Genomic DNA, 17,947 nt, shown 5'->3' with positions numbered 1-17,947 from the left:
AAGGGGATGAATTAATATTAGCAGAATTAATATATGGAAGTCTTTTTATTTGATTTCGGCAGTAGTGGTTGGAATTGGCTGCTTTTGGACATTTGTATTTTTTATATTAAATATTAGTGATGGCTTTATGAGTAGGGATAATAAACCAGTTTCCTTTACAGTTGCTATGTTAGCGTTATTTGGGACTACAGGGTTTTTACTTATGGGTAAGTTTCTATATAAATCATTCAAGCATATCCCCATGACTCTCGGGATTATCATCTGTTCTTCTATTTTATATTTACCAATAATCCAGATGGTAAACGACATTAAGAAGTTCTTCAGGTAGTACTATGAAATCTCTTATGAAAAGCTAAGTTAATAAAAATGAATGGCGAGAGAATTACAACTGAAGATATTGAGAAAGTAATCGCTCTATTGTTTGATGCAAAGAAAGATATCAGAATATTAATATATTACGAGAGCTTTAAAGAATCTGAGTTTTGAGAATACTTTTTCAATTTTGTAATCAATAAAGATAAAGCACCAACAACCTATTACTACGTGAACGATTATGATCATTTTGATATGTGCGACAAATAATTAAGTCACACTTAGTTGCAACGATGACAGGGAAATAACTTGAAGATGATTGGAAGTGTAGGAATTTCAAAGAAGGCAATGACATCCTATAACAATGCATTCTTGCTTCGTCGCGTTCGCTCCTTGGTCGCCAAGGGGAATATCGGAGAAGTGAATTCAGGCGACACATTCAATCGGCTAAGTGGCGGAGCCACCCGAACCTTCGGTCCTTAAGCCGCTTGAACGTCAGGAATGCGCAACGTTATAGGAAATCAGCGAAAAACTATAAAATGCAGGAGTGATTACAATCAAATTCATTTTAATATTTGGACCCCAGGCCGTTGGAAAGATGACAGTTGGTCATGAACTAACGAAGATTACTGATTTGAAATTGTTTCATAATCACATGTCGATTGAGTTATTTCATCCTTATTTTGGTTTCGGAAGTGAAACATGGAGGTTAGCTAATCTCTTACGAAGAGAGTTTTTTGAATCATTTTCTAATAGCAATCAATATGGTCTTATATTTACCTATGTATGGGGATTTGATCTTCAGGGAGATTGGGATTTTGTAAGACAAACCTGTGATATTTTTGAATCAAAAGGTGCAGAGATATATTTTGTTGAACTTGAGGCAGATATTGAAGAAAGATTAGAACGGAACACAACTCCTTTTAGACTTGAACAAAAGCCAACAAAAAGAAATATTGAACAATCTGAAAAAGATTTATTAAAAACCATGGAAAACCACAGGCTGAACTCTAGCCAAGGGGAAATTTTAAGAGAAAACTATCTGAGGATTAATAATACAAATTTAAGTGCAGAAGAAGTGGCAAAATCGATTAAAGAAAAATTAAATTTATAATGTGATCTATGAAAGTTAATCGAAGAAGACGCTGACATCCTATAACAATGCATTTCTACATCGTCGCTGTCGCTCCTTGGTCGCCAAGAGGAATTTCGTGGAAGCCAATTCAGGCGACACATTCAACCAGCTAAGTCTGACGACCCGTTCCCTACGGTCACTTAAGCTGCTTGAACGTCAGGAATGCCAAACGTTATGCGAAACTTCCGAAAGTGTGAAGAACATATTAAAGATTCTCATAAATGCATGAAATCAATTACTTTCGAAGTACCATTAACAATATATTTTTACACAAGGAGTGGTAATTATGATAATAGGTTTATATGAAGCACATTTACCTGTTAAAAACCTGAGGATCTCAATAGATTTCTATAATAAATTAGGATTGAAATTAGCATGGAGTGATGAAGAAACGGCTTTTTTTTGGATTGAAGAAGGCAGAAGTTGGTTGGGGTTGTGGGAAGGAGAGGAATATAAAACACCGTACCATCCTTCCTTAAGACACATAGCTTTTAGAGTATCTTTTGAAGATCTTAAAAAGAGCCTAGAATGGTTATCTTCAATTAATATAAAGCCTGTTCCTTTTGGAACTAGGAAAAGTATAGAACCCTTTATTCGCCCATATCAAGAAAATGCGTCGGTATATTTTAATGATCCAGACGGAAATAGCTTAGAATTAATGTGTTTTGTTAATGCACCTGAAGAACTGAAAGGTGTGACCGAAAAATTATCATTAGAAGAGTGGGGAAATTAATAGGTTAAGAACTAGTCATAATTAAAGTTGAGTATTATGAACGGTAATAAGATATGAAAAAAACTTTTTAAAGCACAAATTTAAGAACGTATAAAGCTATTGTAAGCATATCAAGAAGTCGGAAGGATCGCATAACACCGCATTCCTACTGCGGGCATTCGCCCTTGATCGCCAAGAAGGATTTTCAGGGAGATTATTCAGGCGATACATTCAACCAGCTAATTCTGACGACCCGGACCTACGGTCCTTAAGCTGCTTGAACGTCAGGAATGCCAAACGTTAGGTGAAATTAATGCAGATATGGGCTTAGATAAGAAGAATCAAAGGAGATAACAAAAATGAATCATATTGAGGCAGCTGAAGAATTCATTAGAAACCATTTTAAAGATTCTATTTTTGTATTAGTTGCTGGAAGTGTGATAAGAGGTGAGGCAACTAGTACATCAGATTTGGATATTTTTATTATTAGAAATGATATACATAAGGCATATAGAGAATCGTTTTTTGAAAGTGGATGGCCAATAGAAGTATTTATTCATACCTTAGATAGTTACAAGGATTATTTTATGGGTGATATTAAACGGAGACGTCCATCGTTACCTCAAATGTGTTCCGAAGGGATTGTAATAAGAGATACTATTGGTTTGACGAGCGAAATTAAAGATTTGGCTAATGGTTTATTAATGAATGGTCCAATCCCATTTAGTAGTGAGGAGTTAATAAGTCAACGATATGTAATTACAGATATGCTGGACGATTTAATTGGCGCAGATAAATTTGATGAACAATTATTTATTATCCATGAGCTTTCTGAGAAGTTATGCAATTTTATATTAATTAATCGTGGAGAATGGATGGGAAGAGGAAAGTGGATACCACGTTTAATAAGAAATCTTGATGAAAGACTGTACAAAGATTTGATGAATTCATTAGAACGTTTTTATAAATATGATGATAAGGAATTGTTTATTGAAGTTGTACTTGGTGAATTAAATAAGTATGGCGGTAGATTATTTGAAGGATATTCATTAGGAAAGACAAATTGATTTGTTTGTAATTCAAAGAAGGCATTAACATCACCTAACAAAGCATCTGCGCTGCGGGGCATTCGCCCCTTGGTTGTCAGGTGTATAATCTTAGGAGTAAGCTTAGACAATACACGACCCGGCCTAAGATAAGAGCTATCTAAGGCCGGGTCGCGTCGCAGATGCGGAAACGTTATGAGAAATCAATGTAAATACGGATTTAGATCGGAGGTCAGCTAATGAATAATAAGCATTTTATTATTACAGGAACATCAAAGGGAATCGGAGAGCAACTAGCAATGATGCTCCTAGAGAAGGGTAGTTATGTATTCGGAATCTCAAGAAGTATTTCTGATAAGTTAGCAAAGTTCTCGAAGTACATTCACTTCAATTTTGACTTGAGTAATATATTAGAAATTGAGCAGTTGCTTAATGGAGTTCTCGATCAAATCGACATAAATACTTCCGAAATGATATGCCTGATTAACAATGCTGCGATGCTCGAACCTTTGAAATCAATAGATCAATGTAGCGCTGAAGAAATTAATAAGAACTTACAAACCAGTCTTGTTGCGCCAATGATTTTAACATCAAGCTTTATTAAAGCAACGGATAACATTTCAATAAGACGAAAGATTATTAATATATCTTCAGGGTCAGGGAGCAATCCAGCCCCTGGAATGAGTGTATATTGTACAGCTAAAGCTGGAATAAATATGTTTACTCAATGTATTGGATCAGAGCAATCGAAACGGAAATATCCTATTGAAATAGTAGCTGTTGACCCAGGAATGGTCGATACAGAAATGCAGGAAATCGCCAGAAGTAAGAATGATCAAGATTTTGAAATGGTAAAATTCTTTAAAGAAGCACATCAAACAGGAAAAATACATTCTACAGAACTACTTGGAAAGCATCTATTAAAAATTATTGATAAGAAGTTTGAACATGGAAAGCTAGTAAAGTACTTTGAAGGTTAGTTCGGAGAAGACATTGACATCACCTAACAAAGTATTCGAGCGGCGGCTACGCCTTGGTCACTTTGATGCTTTTGACAGTGAAGTAAATTCATGTGACAACTTCCTGCAGAAGTTCGTGAATACCTGAACGTTAGGCGAAACACTTAGCACATTTATTTTAAAGAAAAAGGAAGATCATATGATCAAGTTCTATAAGGATAGTATTGAATTTACTGAATATCCATTTTCGGCAGCATCAATTTTTACCCATGGAACAATTAGAATTGAAGAGATTCGTGAGGTTCTATTAAACCAAATACCTCCTGAGATTCGAACTAATGAAGGTGAAGTGATATTTGTTGAAGCAAATTATAAAGAAAGATTAAAACAATTTGCCCAAGATAATAACATTTCTATGGTGAGTAGGATAGATACATGGGGATTAATATTAGATGAATTTTTGGATACGGAATTCAGTGAAGAAATGAAGGTCAGAGTATTTAATATACTAGAAACATGTGGATTTAGCAGGGAAAAAGTAGTAATGATAAGACACTCTGTTCAAGATGTGATGATGGTATATAATTTCACATCAATGTTATGGGAATGGGTCCATCTGGGATTATATGATTTACTCAATGCTCACTCTGGTATTTTAACAGGGGACAAATATAAGTTAAATAAAGAAGATTTTAAAGAAGTATATAAGAATGCTATGAGCATAGCGAATAAAGGGATCTTGAGAGATTAGCATGACGTGCATCGCCTAACACCGCATTCCTACTGTGGGCATTCGCCCTTGATCGCCAAGGGGGATTTCAGAGAAGTTAATTCAGGCGATACATTCAACCAGCTAAGTCTGACGACCCGTTCCCTTCGGTCACTTGAGCTGCTTGAACGTCAGGAATGCACAACGTTATACGCAATAATGCCAAACCACATATAAATAATAGTTTGTTCGAGGAGGATAAATTTGAACCATATTGGACAGGGTAGGACGGCTGACATTTTCGAATACAAAGAAGATAAAATCATAAAACTTTATAAGAAGGATTTTCCCGAGGATGCTATAAATCAGGAATTTCTTATCAGTAACTTCGCTTATTCTCTTGGTATTAATACTCCCCAACCGTTCGAATTAACTTACCTAAACGATAGGCATGGTATTGTATTTCAACGTATATCAGGATTTTCTTTACTCAAAATTATGACTAAAAGGCCTTGGTCAATCAATAAACATTCAAGGACATTAGCGACATTACATTCTGAATTGCATACTCATGATGTGGTCGGAGTACTTAGAAAACAGAAGATAGTACTAAGTGGAAACATAAAGGTTACTCCACTCCTTACAGAAGAAGAGAAAGAAAAAATAATTAATTACTTAGAAAATCTACCTGACGATAATAAGCTGTGTCACGGTGATTTTCATCCAGATAATGTGCTACTTGACGGTGATAATTGGATTGTTGATTGGATGACGGGAATGTCAGGTAATCCCGCTGGTGGTGTTGCTAGGTCAGTTATTCTATTCAGTCTTGGTACGATGCCTGATGGTAATCCCAATATAATTAAAACCATTGTTAATATTCTAAGGAATAGGATGAAGACAGAATATATAAAGGAATACCTGAGTATTACGGGAAAAGATTACTCCGAAATTGATAAATGGGTTTTACCTGTGGCTGCAGCAAGATTAGTAGAGTGGATACCTAAAGATGAACAAGACAAATTAGTACTATTAATAAAGGATCGATTGATGGCGATTTCATAGAAGGGCAATACTGCGTATAACAATGTCTTTCAGCATCGTCGCTGACGCTCCTTGGGTCGCCAGAGGAATTTTCTGAGAAGTGGAATCAGGCGACACATCCAACCGGCTAAGTGGCAAAGCCACCCGGACCTTTGGTCCTTAAGCCGTTTGGACGTCAGAAATACGCAACGTTATGCGAAATATGGCTGAAGATTAAGGAGTACATGAAAAGTGAACATAGAACAATTAAAAGACTGGATTAAGAAAAACAATATAAAGGAACAAGTAACTGAGTGTTTTTGGGAGAATTTCAATAACTATATAGAAGAAGAATCGATAGAATTTCAAGAATATTTTAAGGACTATAATAAAGAACATATAGAACTAACGTGCAGTAAGATGAGTATGTGTATTAGATATTGGGATGAATTACAGCTTGAATACAATGAAAACCATGAGTATATAGAAGCAATAATGGATGTTAGGTATAGCAAGGAGTATAAAGGATATTACAAGTTAATATACAATTTTAAGGGCGAAATCATAGATGATTATTTAGTATGGAATGAATAGGATTTTTAAGATGATTCAAAGAAGAACCATAAATCGCCTAACAAACCATTCCTACATCGTCGCATTCGCTCCTCGGTCGCCAAGAGGGTTTTCAGAGAAGTGTATTCAGGCGACACATTCAACCGGCTAAGTCTGATGACCCGTTCCCTGTGGTCACTTAAGCTGCTTGAACGTCAGGAATGGCAAACGTTAGCAGAAATTAATGTAACATAATATAAGTGAGAGTGAATCGACGATGCATACCATATTTAAGAACCTTACAAAACATATTGAGTTTTCAAGTGATTTGAAGAGAAATATTCATCTATTTTTAACGTCTAATAAATGTCCAAAAACAGCAGATCATTGTATTGACGTTGGTACGGAAGCAAGGAGAATAGCATTAATGTTTGAAGCTAACCATGAAGCAGCTGAAATTGCAGGTTGGTTGCATGATATCAGTGCTGTTTTTTCAAGTATTGAGCGTATTGATGTATCAAGACAATTACAAATTGATGTTTTACCTGAAGAAGAGCTATTTCCAATGATCATTCACCAGAAGATATCAAAGGTAATGGCTAGAGATATCTTTGGAATTACAGATCAAGAAATATTAGACGCCGTTGGCTGTCATACGACATTGCGGGCAAATGCTACTTTACTTGATCAAGTATTATTTGTTGCTGATAAGATTGCATGGGATCAGTCTGGGGAGCCTCCGTATATTAAAGAATTGAATAGAAATTTAAAGAAATCATTAACACATGGAGCATTTGCATATATCAATTACTTATGGGAACGGAAAGAAACCTTGAAAGTTGTTCATCCCTGGTTGAAAGAAGCCTATGAAGAACTTGAGGATAAAGTGTATAAAATGCAGATAATTCGAAGAAGACATTAACTTCTGCTAACAAAATATTCGCACATCGGGCCGTTTGGCCCTTGGTCTGCCAGAGGAATTATCGGGGGAGATATTTCAAGCAGACACATCGATTCCCAAACGTTATAAGAAATTCCCGCTAAACATGTTAAGTTCCTTAAGAGAGGAGAGATCACCATATCCTTAGAATTCTCTGAGATCTGTCTCCAAATTGACCAACTCATAATAAATAATGACATTGAAACATTAAATAATATTTTCATGACGTTGGTTACCTCAGATCAATTACAGCTCAATAGTCAACTTCACTTTGAATCATTAAAGTTTATTTTAGAACATAGAGATCTACTGAATTTACCAGATGATGCAATCGAACATATTATTTGGTCTCATTATTCCAGTCAGGAATGGACTAATGAACTGTTATTAAGAATCATTGAAGAATACAAAAATAAACCGATGATAACACTTGAAAGTCTAATTATTAGTGCATTGAAACACGATAAGATCACAACTAATCAATACGATACAATTGATAAATTCTTTTCTGCTAAAGAGATAAAACGACAATTATTTTTTTGGATATTAGGTAGGAAGCTTTATCAAGAAGAAGAGCTAACAAAGAATGAAGTTGAGAAAACGTTAAAATTACGAGGATATAAATATTTGGAGGAAGCATTTGAGAAAGGATTAATTAATGAGTCGTTAAAAGTGCTATTCTCAGCTCCAATACCTGGAGAAGACGATAAAAGGCACAAGGAATATCTTTATAAAATAGCAAACAACTTAAAATAGAATTAATAAATTTGTTTGGATTGCATCGAAGGGGGAACATCTTATAACACAACATTCCTACTGCGGGCATTGCCCTTGATCGCCAAGAGGGATATCAGAGAAGCAGATTCAGGCGATACATTCAACCAGCTAAGTCTGACGACCCGTTCCCTTTGGTCACATAAGCTGCCTGAACGTCAGGAATGCCAAACGTTAGGTGAAATCCCCTAAAGGCTTAAAAAGTGGATACTAAAGGAGATTCTATGAAGCGAACAATAATGATTAGCGATATTCATGGGTGTATCGATCAATTAAATCAGTTATTGCATATTATCAAATACAATTCGAAATATGATCAGTTAGTTTTGCTTGGTGATTATGTAGATAGAGGGCCTAACAGTAAAGAAGTAGTTGATAAAGTAATCGAATTAGTAAGTAAGCATAATGCTATTGCATTACGAGGCAATCATGACCAACGTTTAGTTGACTTAATAAATAATGATAGCAAATTGATTAGATCAAAATTTATAGAACATGGGGGAATACAAACCCTTCAAAGTTATTGCAATATTAATAATGAAATCTCTGATGAAATCATGAACCTGGCGAAAGATACAATTAATACATTTTTTAGTCATCATATTGACTTTTTAAGTAAATTGCCTTTATATCACGAAGACCATGATCACATTTATGTTCATGCAGGATTGAATCCCAATTTTGTTGATTGGAAGAACCAGCCAGAACACGATTTTATGTATATTAAGGATGAATTCATTCGATACATTTTTAAGAATCTAAATAAAAGAGTCATTTTTGGACATACAAGAACAATAGATATCCACGGTACATCGAATATTTGGTTTAGTGAAGACAAGATAGGTATTGATGGCGGATGCGCATATGGAATGCAGTTAAATTGTTTAATTTTCCAAGATGGATCCTATATAACGGAACAAATATTGAACTGTTGAAGTGATTCAAGGAAGTGGGGGACATCACCTAACAGAACATTCCAGCTTCGTCGCTGATGCTCCTCGGTCGCCAAGAGGGTTTTCGGAGAAGTAGATTCAGGCGACACATTCAACCGGCTAAGTCTGACGACCCGGACCTATGGTCCTTAAGCTGCTTGAACGTCAGGAATGCCAAACGTTAGGCGAAACTAAGCTAAGGGGGAAGATTTATTTATGCAGCTAATACATAGAAGAGGATGGGGAATATTCGAGGATGAAGATGAGGTCTATTTTTACATAATAGGCGAAAAAGGTGAAGATCTGGGTTATGCTACGTGGTCCAATACACAAGTAAATACTATTTCTAAACAAGAATATTTTTATCACAAGTACGGTCCGTACTATGTTGAAATTATGAATTACTTTCAGGACAATATTACGGACACATGCAGGACATTAGATGGCTCCGTCTATGTGTCTCACTATCAACAATCAGACATCCATAAGTTTGATAGTAACGGGATTCTAGAATTTATCCATCAAGATATGTTTGATACAGTCTATGGATTTGCTGTTTCTGAAGATCTTATATGGGTTACGTACCCAACAAGGAATACTATAAAGTGTTATGACCTTAAAACATATAAAGAGCTATATTCTATAGGAGACATTGAAGGATCCTTATTTGACTTACCGGAGAGTATTTATTATTGTGATGAACTTCTTTACGTCTGTGATATGGGAAATCAACGAATATGTACTATAGATCCAAAGAGTAAATTAATAAGTACTTATAAAGTATTTGAAGAACCTGTATGGGAATATATAAGATGTAATAACTATGAGATTGTAAGACTGCAGTCAGGAATTTTTCGGGTATAACTGTCCGCATCGCCTAACATTACATTTCTACGTCGTCGCTAACGCTCCTTGGTCACCAAGAGGCATTCCAGTGTAGTGAAATCAGGCGACACATTCAACCAGCTAAGTCTGACGACCCGGACCTACGGTCCTTAAGCTGCTTGAACGTCAGGAATGCCAAACGTTAGAGGAAATTAATGCAGGTCATTGTAAACATCTTGAATTATTATAAAAGGGGTTGTAGTATGGAAACAGAAATAAGAGAAGATATTCTAAACTTAATAGAGAAAATTTCTCCACAAGGAAGGAATTTTGTGAACGAAGCACTTAATGATAACATGGTGACAGTATTCTATTACAATAAATCGATTGATGATCATGGTGTGTTTTGTATAGCTGAGAATAATGATTGTAATATAGCCTATTTTTCATTCTTAGATGAACCAAATAATGTGAAATACAAAGATTTAATTATGTTAAAGATGAAGCCTTTCATTGATGGAGTGAATGAAAAAGAACTATGCTTCAATGTGTATGGAAAAAATATCGAGGTTATAGAATTCCTACAAAACCTTGGGTTTAAAGTGGATATGGAAGGATATCATCTATTTTATAATAGACAAGAAGCACCAGTAATATCACAATCAGAATTAATTGAAAAACAATTTGAAGATAGCATGTTGGATCATTTAGTCGAATTATTTGACAAAGGGTATTTTCAATTAAATAAAGACAATGGATGGCAAACAGATTGGTACTATGCGAATACAAAAGTATTCCAAGCAGGTCTTCAGGAAAAAGTACGAGATGATGAATTTCGTTCGTTTTGGATAGGGAACCAATTGATAGGTGCATACATAATAGATGAGAACTATATTCGGGATATAGTAGTCTCCCCAGAATATCAGAATCGTGGATATGGAAGTACAATCTTAGCGAATTGTATTAGACACATGATAGAAAATAAAAATGTGAAAAAAGTTTGTTTGCGTATTACAAAGTCTAATTTAAGGGCTAAAAAACTATACGAAAGGAATCATTTTGAGGAATTAGCTTGTTTCGCCGAACATACCTTTATATCAAAGATTAATACTTAAAATGAAAGAGAAATATATTAATTGCGATTCAACACAGTACGGGGGGATTTCAAAGGAGGCATTAATATCCTCTAACATTGCATTACCACAGCGGTCGCTACGCTCCCTTGGTCACCAGGAGGAAGTTTCGTGGAAGATAATTCAGGTGACACATCCAACCAGCTAAGTGGCAGAGCCACCCGGACCTTCGGTCCTTAAGCCGTTTGGACGTCGGTAATGCGCGAACGTTATAGGAAATCACAGCAAATTCATATAAGTCCACAAATTCAATCTTTATGAGGTGAATATTGATGAATAAACAGATTTCTCTTTTGTACGAATACAATACTTGGGCAAATACAAGATTGCTTAATCATCTCAAATCATTGCCAGACGAGATATTTAAAAAAGAAGTAGATTTAGGTTTCAATTCATTAGCGGAAGTCATTGGACACATTGTCTCAGCTGATGAAATTTGGTTTGCGCGGATGAAAGAAGAAAGTCCCTCATTATTCGAATCAAAACAATTCAATAATCTTGAAGAAGCCAGTAATTACTTTTACGAATTACAAACACAAATTCATGAGTATCTAGTATCGATTAATGATATTGAGAAGAGAGTGACCTTTAGGAACAGAATGGGGCATGAATTTCAATTTTCAATTTCAGAAATAATTCAACATCTTGTGAATCATGGAACCTATCATAGAGGCAATATCTCGACAATACTTAACTACTTAGGTTACAAGGGTATAAAAACCGATTATATTGCCTTTTTAGGAATGTGACTTCGAAAGTGATTCAGAGAAGGTTGTGACATCCTATAACAATGTGTTCACGCATCGGGGGACAAGCCCCCTCGGTCCCGGAAGAATAGTCGAAGAAGTTGATGCCGGGACACATCCGCACCGACTAACTGCGCAAGCGCAGCCGCCATACGAGCTTAAGTCGGTGGGACGTCGTGAACACGGACCCGTTAGGCGAAATTATTGGATAATGCGTCTAAATGAAAGAAGGATGCAGATTGGATAATAATCTTGAAATAATTAAAAAAGTCATTCACAAAAACGAGCAAACCAGAGATATCCTATCCGAAGATAATTATAAGATTCAGATAAGAAAGAAAGATGCAATTTATATAGCTGATAATAAACAAAAAGAATTTGTTTGTGTTTACTTGAAAAAGGGTTTGTTTGGATGGGAAGTTAGAATGAAATTTACATTTGAGTTAATAGATTTTGAGTCACAGCATGAACCTCTAACAATAGAGGTGTTAAATTTAGATCGTAGTTCACTAATAATTTGTCGGTACCATATGGATGTTTATTTTAAGGTTAATGTTAATGGTCAAGAACTAATGAAATTTGAATATGACGAAATAAATAAATCTATGGGCTTCTACTTAGAGGATAACAATAAGAAAAAAGTAATTGAGGGAATAAATAGGACTGGAATTAAAATATATGAAGAAGAGATTACAAGGTCAGGAATTTCTTTGGGTTGATACTACGAAGTCAATAACTTCGCCTAACAAAGTATCTGCACTGCGGGCTGACACCCTTGGTCTGCAAGAGGGATTTCGAGGGAGTGTAATCAGCAGACAACCTTCACTGCCTAACCGCATCGCGGCCGGGACATTCGTCCCTTAAGGCAGTGAAAGTTCGCAGATATCCAAACGTTATGTGAAATACTCGAAATTGGTTTAATATCCTTAAATGATTATATTTTTAATAATAGGAGTAATAGTATGACAACTGATAATTTCGATTACTATACTAATGATCAATTTGAATGGACTGGAATATTAAATTACTATCAGGCCCCTAATTTTATACATAAGAAGGGGACTGTTTTTAGTGTTGAAGTAATTGTAAATAAAGAAATAGATGAATCTGATAGTAACTTGATACCTGGGTTTAGTAAGGGGTGGACTTGGGGAGAAGACAGAAGAATTAAAGCATTTAAAATGGAAGATCCAATGATTGTTGGAGATCGTATATTTTTGAAATTTCTTACCATTCGAAAAAGTAAAAGATATGATGAAATAAAGTATTTTCTTTTTGATTTAGGGGCTTTTTTAGATTTGAGTGACTATAAAATCATTGAAATAAATGTTAATGAGATATTGTAAGTAGATGCTACGAGCTCGAGTACATCACATAACATTACCACAGCGGTCGCTAAGCTCCCTAGGTCACGAAAAGGTAGATTCGTGGAAGTTAATTCAGGTGACACATCCAACCAGCTAAGTGGCAGAGCCACCCGGACCTACGGTCCTTAAGCCGATTGGACGTCGGTAATGCGCGATCGTTATATGAAAGATGTGTGGTTCAAATAGTTAATAGTTCTACAAAAACCAATTAAAAATTAAGGAGATTGCTATGAGATTGAGGGGGAGTATTACAGAACTTGAGTTTAGAGAAAGACTGTTAGCGGGCTCAATAGCTTTATTCAAGAATAAAAAAGAGACAAGATTACTAGATACTTTAACACAAAAATATAAAATAATTGAATCAGCATATTTCTTAGAGCATATTCCTGATCAAGGTGAAGATACATATATTCTTCTTATCAATAATGAAATCATCTCAAGAGTGGAATTAGACCATGACTTAAATATAGATCCGGTGATTGACACTTTTCAGATTAAAGAATATTTAAAGGGACTCAGTAAGATAAATCAAATTAGATTTGCAGTTGCCAGAGATTTAGGATCACGAAAGATAATTGAGTGATTATTTAGCATATCGAAGAAGACACATCCTTCATATAACAATGTTTTTCAGCATCGTCGCTAGCGCTCCTTGGTCGCCAAGTGGTATTTTCTGAGAAGTGGAATCAGGCAACACATCCAACCGACTAAGTGGCAGAGCCACCCGGACCTACGGTCCTTAAGCCGGTTGGACGTCAGAAACACGCAACGTTATGTGAAATTCGACAATACAAACACTGGGGGATATTTCATGGAGGAAGAAGCACCGAAAAAACTAGTTGAAATATTTGATTATAATTGGAAAATTAAAGCATCGGAATATACTAATATTTTTCATTATACTAATGCGAATGCCTTTCATAGTATTCTTGAAACTAAACAATTATGGGCATCAAAAAGTAATTTTTTAAATGATTATACAGAGACTGAATACATTAAAGATATTTTCTCAAGAGTTTATAATTTTGTGAAGGATAAATACAATAGTGATATCGTTGGATTTTTTGATTTAATTAAAAACAATATTGAGGACTATTATAACAAGAAGCTAGCTGGTGAGGATAATAATGCAATCTTTATTATTTCTCTGTCGGAGAATCATGATTCACTAGCTCTTTGGTCAAATTACACTAGCACTGATGGTTACAATATAGGTTTTAATATTGAACAATTAAAAGAGTCGCTTGCTAGATTAAGCAACTCTGATGATAAACCTTTTGATCATTATCTCGTGGGCAAAACAAATTATGATGAAACTGAACAAACTCAGATACTGTTTGAAGAGTTAATGAGAATATACGATTTGTTTAGATCTAGTGGCAATATTACAATTGAAAGCATTCATGAAGCAATTGTACTCTGTCAAATTGCAATAGAAACGTATTCAATGTTTTTTAAGAAACCTGGATTTTCACAAGAACAAGAATATCGAATTGCATTTGTAATTTATAGTAAAGAGTTATTGGAGAAGACTGTACACTATAAAACTAACAATGGAGTGCTTGTCCCTTTTATCAAAATTCCATTCAATAATGAATTACCGCTTGCTAATATAACTATCGGGCCAAAGAATAACATGGATACAGTGTTGTATGGATTAAAGCACTTTTTAGAGCATAGAGGTTATAAGCATTTGAAGCATCAAATTTTCAAGTCGTCAATACCATTAAGATTTTAGTAAGTATTTCAATGTAGGTCGAACTTCACATAACACAATATTCGCGCTGCGGGCCTTTCGGCCCTTGATCTGTCAGAAGTATATTCGAGGAAGAAGATTCAGACAGATACATCCATTCCCCTAAGATAAGAGCTATCTAAGGTGAATAGACGTCGTGAATACCTAAACGTTATGTGAAATTGGGGCGAATTATTATTTTGGAGGGGTTCAAGATGAGTATTTCTGTTTTTCTTAGCTATCCGAAACCATATTTAAAAAGACAAGAAGAATTTGTAGAGCAATTAAGTAAATATTTGAGAGATAGAGGATTTTTACCAAGAACTTTAAGGGTAACTGATTACGACATGGATGCTCCGCTTACAGCAATTCGAAGATTAATGTTAGAATCTAATGGTCTTATAACTATTGCATTTAGAAGGGCATTAATTGAGAAAGGGACAGGAAAACCCAATAGTGATTTAGGGCAAGATGCTTATGACATTTCAAATAAATGGATAACAAGTCCTTATTCTCAAATAGAACCTGCAATGGCATTTCAAATTGGATTACCAATTCTAATTTTTAGAGAAAGTGGAGTAATTGCTGATGGCATACTTGAACATGGTGTAACAGGCTTGTATATGCTAGAATTTAACCTTGATAACCAATCAAGTTATTTTGATACACAAGAATGGATACAAGTTATAGGGAAATGGGAAGGACATGTACGCGCTGTGGTTCAAAATAAGGGTTGTCCTCCGAAGTTATATTAATAACTATTCTAGATATTTCAAAGAAGGCCCAACTACACATAACACCATGTTCCCGCTTCGGGGCAAAAGCCCCTTGGCCTGCCAGAAGCATTTCGAAGAAGCAATGTCAGGCAGACACATCCATCCCCCTAAGATAAGAGCTATCTAAGGGGGATGGATGTCGGGAACACACAGACGTTATATGCAATTGGGCAACTTATTAATGAGGGGGAAATCGAAGATGGGGAATTATGTAGTTCCAAACCTTCGGAATGCAGCCGTCTTAACGATCGATGTTCAGAACGATTTTAGTTTGCCGGGCGCTACCGCTGAAATTTATGGAACATATGAAGTTCTTCCTAACTTGGTCAAGGTGTTAGAAGCATGTAGAAAGAATCGGCTACCCATACTTCATGTCATTCGACTATACAAGTCTGACGGTTCTAATGTGGATATCTGTAGGAGAGAATTAATCGAATCAGGAAAAAGAATTGTAACTCCAGATTCGGATGGCCCAGATCTTGTAGATTTAATAAAACCAAAAGACTCTCAAGAACTTCTATATGATCATTTATTGGAAGGGAATATCCAATCAATTGGATCCAATGAATGGGCTGTGTATAAGCCTCGCTGGGGGGCATTCTATCAGACAATATTGGATGAATTTTTAAGGGGACAGGGAATCGACACTTTGATTTTCACTGGATGTAACTTTCCAAATTGCCCTCGCACCAGTATTTATGAAGCGAGTGAACGCGATTATAGAATCATTATGGTCGAGGATGCAGTATCTGGCGTATATGATAGAGGAATTAAAGAAATCACTAATATCGGAGTAAGTGTATATAAAACAAATGAATTGATAAATGAAATAGATAGTATATTCGAGGATGGCCCCAACAGCATATAAACAATGTATTCACGCATCGGCGGACAAGCCGCCTCGGTCCCGGAGGAAAATTCGAGGAAGCTTATGCCAGGACACATCCATTCACCTAACCGCATCGCGGCCAGCCGATCGAACTAGTCGTTCGCTCTAGCAATTTAAGGTGAATGGACGTCGTGAACACGGAAACGTTAGATGAAATCGCCAAAAGAAAGGGAGGTATCAAGTATGAGTATATTACTTGGAAACAAGATTGGTGAAGGTGGTTGCTCCGAAGTTTTTGAGTGGGAGGACAGCGGTAAAATAATCAAATTAGCAAAGGCTAATACAGACTTTGAAGCTATGCGAAGAGAATTTCATAATAATCTAATTGCATGGGATAATAGGCTTCCTGTAGCTCGACCATATGAGTTGTTGGAGATTGATGGTCGACCTGGTATTGTATTTGAAAGGATTTATGGAGAAACAATAATGGAGCGATTTTTTAAACAAGCACTAACTCCCAATACAAGCACAATAGATACTGATGGAGTGGACATCCGTATAACTGCTCGAATACTAAATGAAATACATAATAAATCTGATGTCAGTTTACCATCATGTCAAAGAAATAATATAGAGCACTCAATACGTAATGTTGGATATTTATCTTTAGCGGAGAAAGAGGCAGTTATCTCCATCCTAGATACCTTACCTTCCAAACAATTATTATGTCATGGGGATCCAAATCCAGGGAATATACTAATAAAAAACGATGGCAAGGCTGTAGTTATTGATTGGATGGATGCTTCAATAGGGAATCCTGAAGCAGACTTAGCTGAATATATTATTATGATAAGATATGCGATATTACCATCGTATCTCCCAAATAGTATTTCGGAATTCTTTGATTTAATAAGAGAGCCTATAATCAATATTTTTATGGATGAATATACTAAATTAACTGGTATTACCTATGATGAAGTTCTTCCGTGGATCACACCTGTTGCAGCGCGAAAATTATCAGCTGATGCAATTTCAGATAGTGAAAAGAACCTATTAGTTCAAGAAATAAGAAGAAACCTGAATGAAAAACAATAAGCTTAAGTATCTCAGAATGAGGCGACATCAGCTAACAAAACACTCCTACATCGTCGCCTTCGCTCCTCGGTCGCCAAGTTGAATTTCGGTGAAGTTAATTCAGGCGACACATTCAACCGGCTAAGTCTGACGACCCGGACCTATGCTCCTTAAGCTGCTTGAACGTCAGGAATGCCAAACGTTAGCTGAAATTATTGGAAATAAAATGAGATAACAAGTCACTATATGAATTTGGCGACTAATTATACTTTAAAGGAAAATACTTAAATCTAGCAGAAACCTTCAAAGACTGTATATTTCAAGAAATCGAGATCCATTAGGAACGATTTTAACAACTTCTGCTGCCG

At 35.7% G+C, this 17,947-nt stretch carries 23 protein-coding genes; all 23 read left to right on the top strand.

Going from position 1 to position 17,947, the window contains the following annotated elements:
• Positions 1-627 precede the first annotated feature (627 nt).
• Positions 628-795: a hypothetical protein gene (locus tag AC1TO9_RS04200; RefSeq protein ID WP_482058046.1), complete on the top strand. Its 168-nt coding sequence runs from the start codon at positions 628-630 to the stop codon at positions 793-795.
• Between the two features lie 73 nt (positions 796-868).
• The gene (locus tag AC1TO9_RS04195) at positions 869-1,426 is read left to right on the top strand and encodes a DEAD/DEAH box helicase family protein (protein WP_482058815.1); all 558 of its coding nucleotides are present in this window, start codon (positions 869-871) and stop codon (positions 1,424-1,426) included.
• Positions 1,427-1,733: 307 nt separating this feature from the next.
• Complete coding sequence (locus AC1TO9_RS04190; protein ID WP_482058066.1) at positions 1,734-2,180, top strand: VOC family protein; 447 nt, start codon at positions 1,734-1,736, stop codon at positions 2,178-2,180.
• A 338-nt stretch (positions 2,181-2,518) separates the two neighbouring features.
• Positions 2,519-3,226, top strand: coding sequence for a nucleotidyltransferase domain-containing protein (locus tag AC1TO9_RS04185; RefSeq protein ID WP_482058053.1), 708 nt, complete (start codon positions 2,519-2,521; stop codon positions 3,224-3,226).
• 218 nt (positions 3,227-3,444) lie between these two features.
• Positions 3,445-4,185, top strand: coding sequence for a (S)-benzoin forming benzil reductase (locus tag AC1TO9_RS04180; protein WP_482058054.1), 741 nt, complete (start codon positions 3,445-3,447; stop codon positions 4,183-4,185).
• 178 nt (positions 4,186-4,363) lie between these two features.
• Positions 4,364-4,915 (top strand): hypothetical protein, encoded by a 552-nt coding sequence (locus AC1TO9_RS04175; RefSeq protein WP_482058447.1) that lies wholly within the window; start codon positions 4,364-4,366, stop codon positions 4,913-4,915.
• A 222-nt stretch (positions 4,916-5,137) separates the two neighbouring features.
• Positions 5,138-5,938 carry a phosphotransferase gene (locus AC1TO9_RS04170; RefSeq protein ID WP_482058446.1) on the top strand — a complete coding sequence of 267 codons (801 nt, stop codon included), beginning with the start codon at positions 5,138-5,140 and terminating at the stop codon, positions 5,936-5,938.
• A gap of 110 nt (positions 5,939-6,048) precedes the next feature.
• Positions 6,049-6,180: a hypothetical protein gene (locus tag AC1TO9_RS04165; protein ID WP_482058445.1), complete on the top strand. Its 132-nt coding sequence runs from the start codon at positions 6,049-6,051 to the stop codon at positions 6,178-6,180.
• Positions 6,149-6,490, top strand: coding sequence for a hypothetical protein (locus tag AC1TO9_RS04160; RefSeq protein WP_482058444.1), 342 nt, complete (start codon positions 6,149-6,151; stop codon positions 6,488-6,490). The genes AC1TO9_RS04165 and AC1TO9_RS04160 overlap by 32 nt, the downstream gene beginning before the upstream one ends.
• Positions 6,491-6,725: 235 nt before the next feature.
• Positions 6,726-7,370: an HD domain-containing protein gene (locus AC1TO9_RS04155; RefSeq protein ID WP_482058443.1), complete on the top strand. Its 645-nt coding sequence runs from the start codon at positions 6,726-6,728 to the stop codon at positions 7,368-7,370.
• Positions 7,371-7,610: 240 nt separating this feature from the next.
• Positions 7,611-8,144: a hypothetical protein gene (locus AC1TO9_RS04150; protein WP_482058442.1), complete on the top strand. Its 534-nt coding sequence runs from the start codon at positions 7,611-7,613 to the stop codon at positions 8,142-8,144.
• A 242-nt stretch (positions 8,145-8,386) separates the two neighbouring features.
• On the top strand, positions 8,387-9,097 hold the full coding sequence (locus AC1TO9_RS04145; RefSeq protein ID WP_482058441.1) for a metallophosphoesterase family protein: 711 nt from the start codon (positions 8,387-8,389) through the stop codon (positions 9,095-9,097).
• A gap of 213 nt (positions 9,098-9,310) precedes the next feature.
• The gene (locus tag AC1TO9_RS04140) at positions 9,311-9,958 is read left to right on the top strand and encodes an NHL repeat-containing protein (protein ID WP_482058440.1); all 648 of its coding nucleotides are present in this window, start codon (positions 9,311-9,313) and stop codon (positions 9,956-9,958) included.
• Positions 9,959-10,182: 224 nt separating this feature from the next.
• Positions 10,183-11,034, top strand: coding sequence for a GNAT family N-acetyltransferase (locus AC1TO9_RS04135; RefSeq protein WP_482058035.1), 852 nt, complete (start codon positions 10,183-10,185; stop codon positions 11,032-11,034).
• 290 nt (positions 11,035-11,324) lie between these two features.
• Positions 11,325-11,801, top strand: coding sequence for a DinB family protein (locus tag AC1TO9_RS04130; protein ID WP_482058439.1), 477 nt, complete (start codon positions 11,325-11,327; stop codon positions 11,799-11,801).
• A 218-nt stretch (positions 11,802-12,019) separates the two neighbouring features.
• Positions 12,020-12,517: a hypothetical protein gene (locus tag AC1TO9_RS04125; RefSeq protein ID WP_482058438.1), complete on the top strand. Its 498-nt coding sequence runs from the start codon at positions 12,020-12,022 to the stop codon at positions 12,515-12,517.
• Positions 12,477-12,662 (top strand): hypothetical protein, encoded by a 186-nt coding sequence (locus tag AC1TO9_RS04120; RefSeq protein WP_482058437.1) that lies wholly within the window; start codon positions 12,477-12,479, stop codon positions 12,660-12,662. Before AC1TO9_RS04125 ends, AC1TO9_RS04120 begins: the two co-directional genes overlap by 41 nt.
• Positions 12,663-12,760: 98 nt before the next feature.
• Complete coding sequence (locus AC1TO9_RS04115) at positions 12,761-13,144, top strand: hypothetical protein (protein ID WP_482055209.1); 384 nt, start codon at positions 12,761-12,763, stop codon at positions 13,142-13,144.
• 250 nt (positions 13,145-13,394) lie between these two features.
• The gene (locus tag AC1TO9_RS04110) at positions 13,395-13,748 is read left to right on the top strand and encodes a hypothetical protein (protein WP_482058436.1); all 354 of its coding nucleotides are present in this window, start codon (positions 13,395-13,397) and stop codon (positions 13,746-13,748) included.
• Positions 13,749-13,976: 228 nt separating this feature from the next.
• On the top strand, positions 13,977-14,903 hold the full coding sequence (locus tag AC1TO9_RS04105; protein ID WP_482058435.1) for a DUF2971 domain-containing protein: 927 nt from the start codon (positions 13,977-13,979) through the stop codon (positions 14,901-14,903).
• A 212-nt stretch (positions 14,904-15,115) separates the two neighbouring features.
• Positions 15,116-15,655, top strand: coding sequence for a hypothetical protein (locus AC1TO9_RS04100; RefSeq protein WP_482058434.1), 540 nt, complete (start codon positions 15,116-15,118; stop codon positions 15,653-15,655).
• Between the two features lie 220 nt (positions 15,656-15,875).
• A complete protein-coding gene (locus AC1TO9_RS04095; protein ID WP_482058433.1) occupies positions 15,876-16,544 on the top strand; it encodes a cysteine hydrolase family protein in 669 nt (222 codons plus the stop codon).
• A gap of 204 nt (positions 16,545-16,748) precedes the next feature.
• Complete coding sequence (locus AC1TO9_RS04090) at positions 16,749-17,600, top strand: phosphotransferase family protein (protein ID WP_482058432.1); 852 nt, start codon at positions 16,749-16,751, stop codon at positions 17,598-17,600.
• Positions 17,601-17,947: the final 347 nt, after the last annotated feature.

The sequence above is a fragment of the Paenibacillus sp. Y916 genome (genome assembly GCF_056786435.1).
This window is presented reverse-complemented; position numbering and strand designations above follow the sequence as displayed.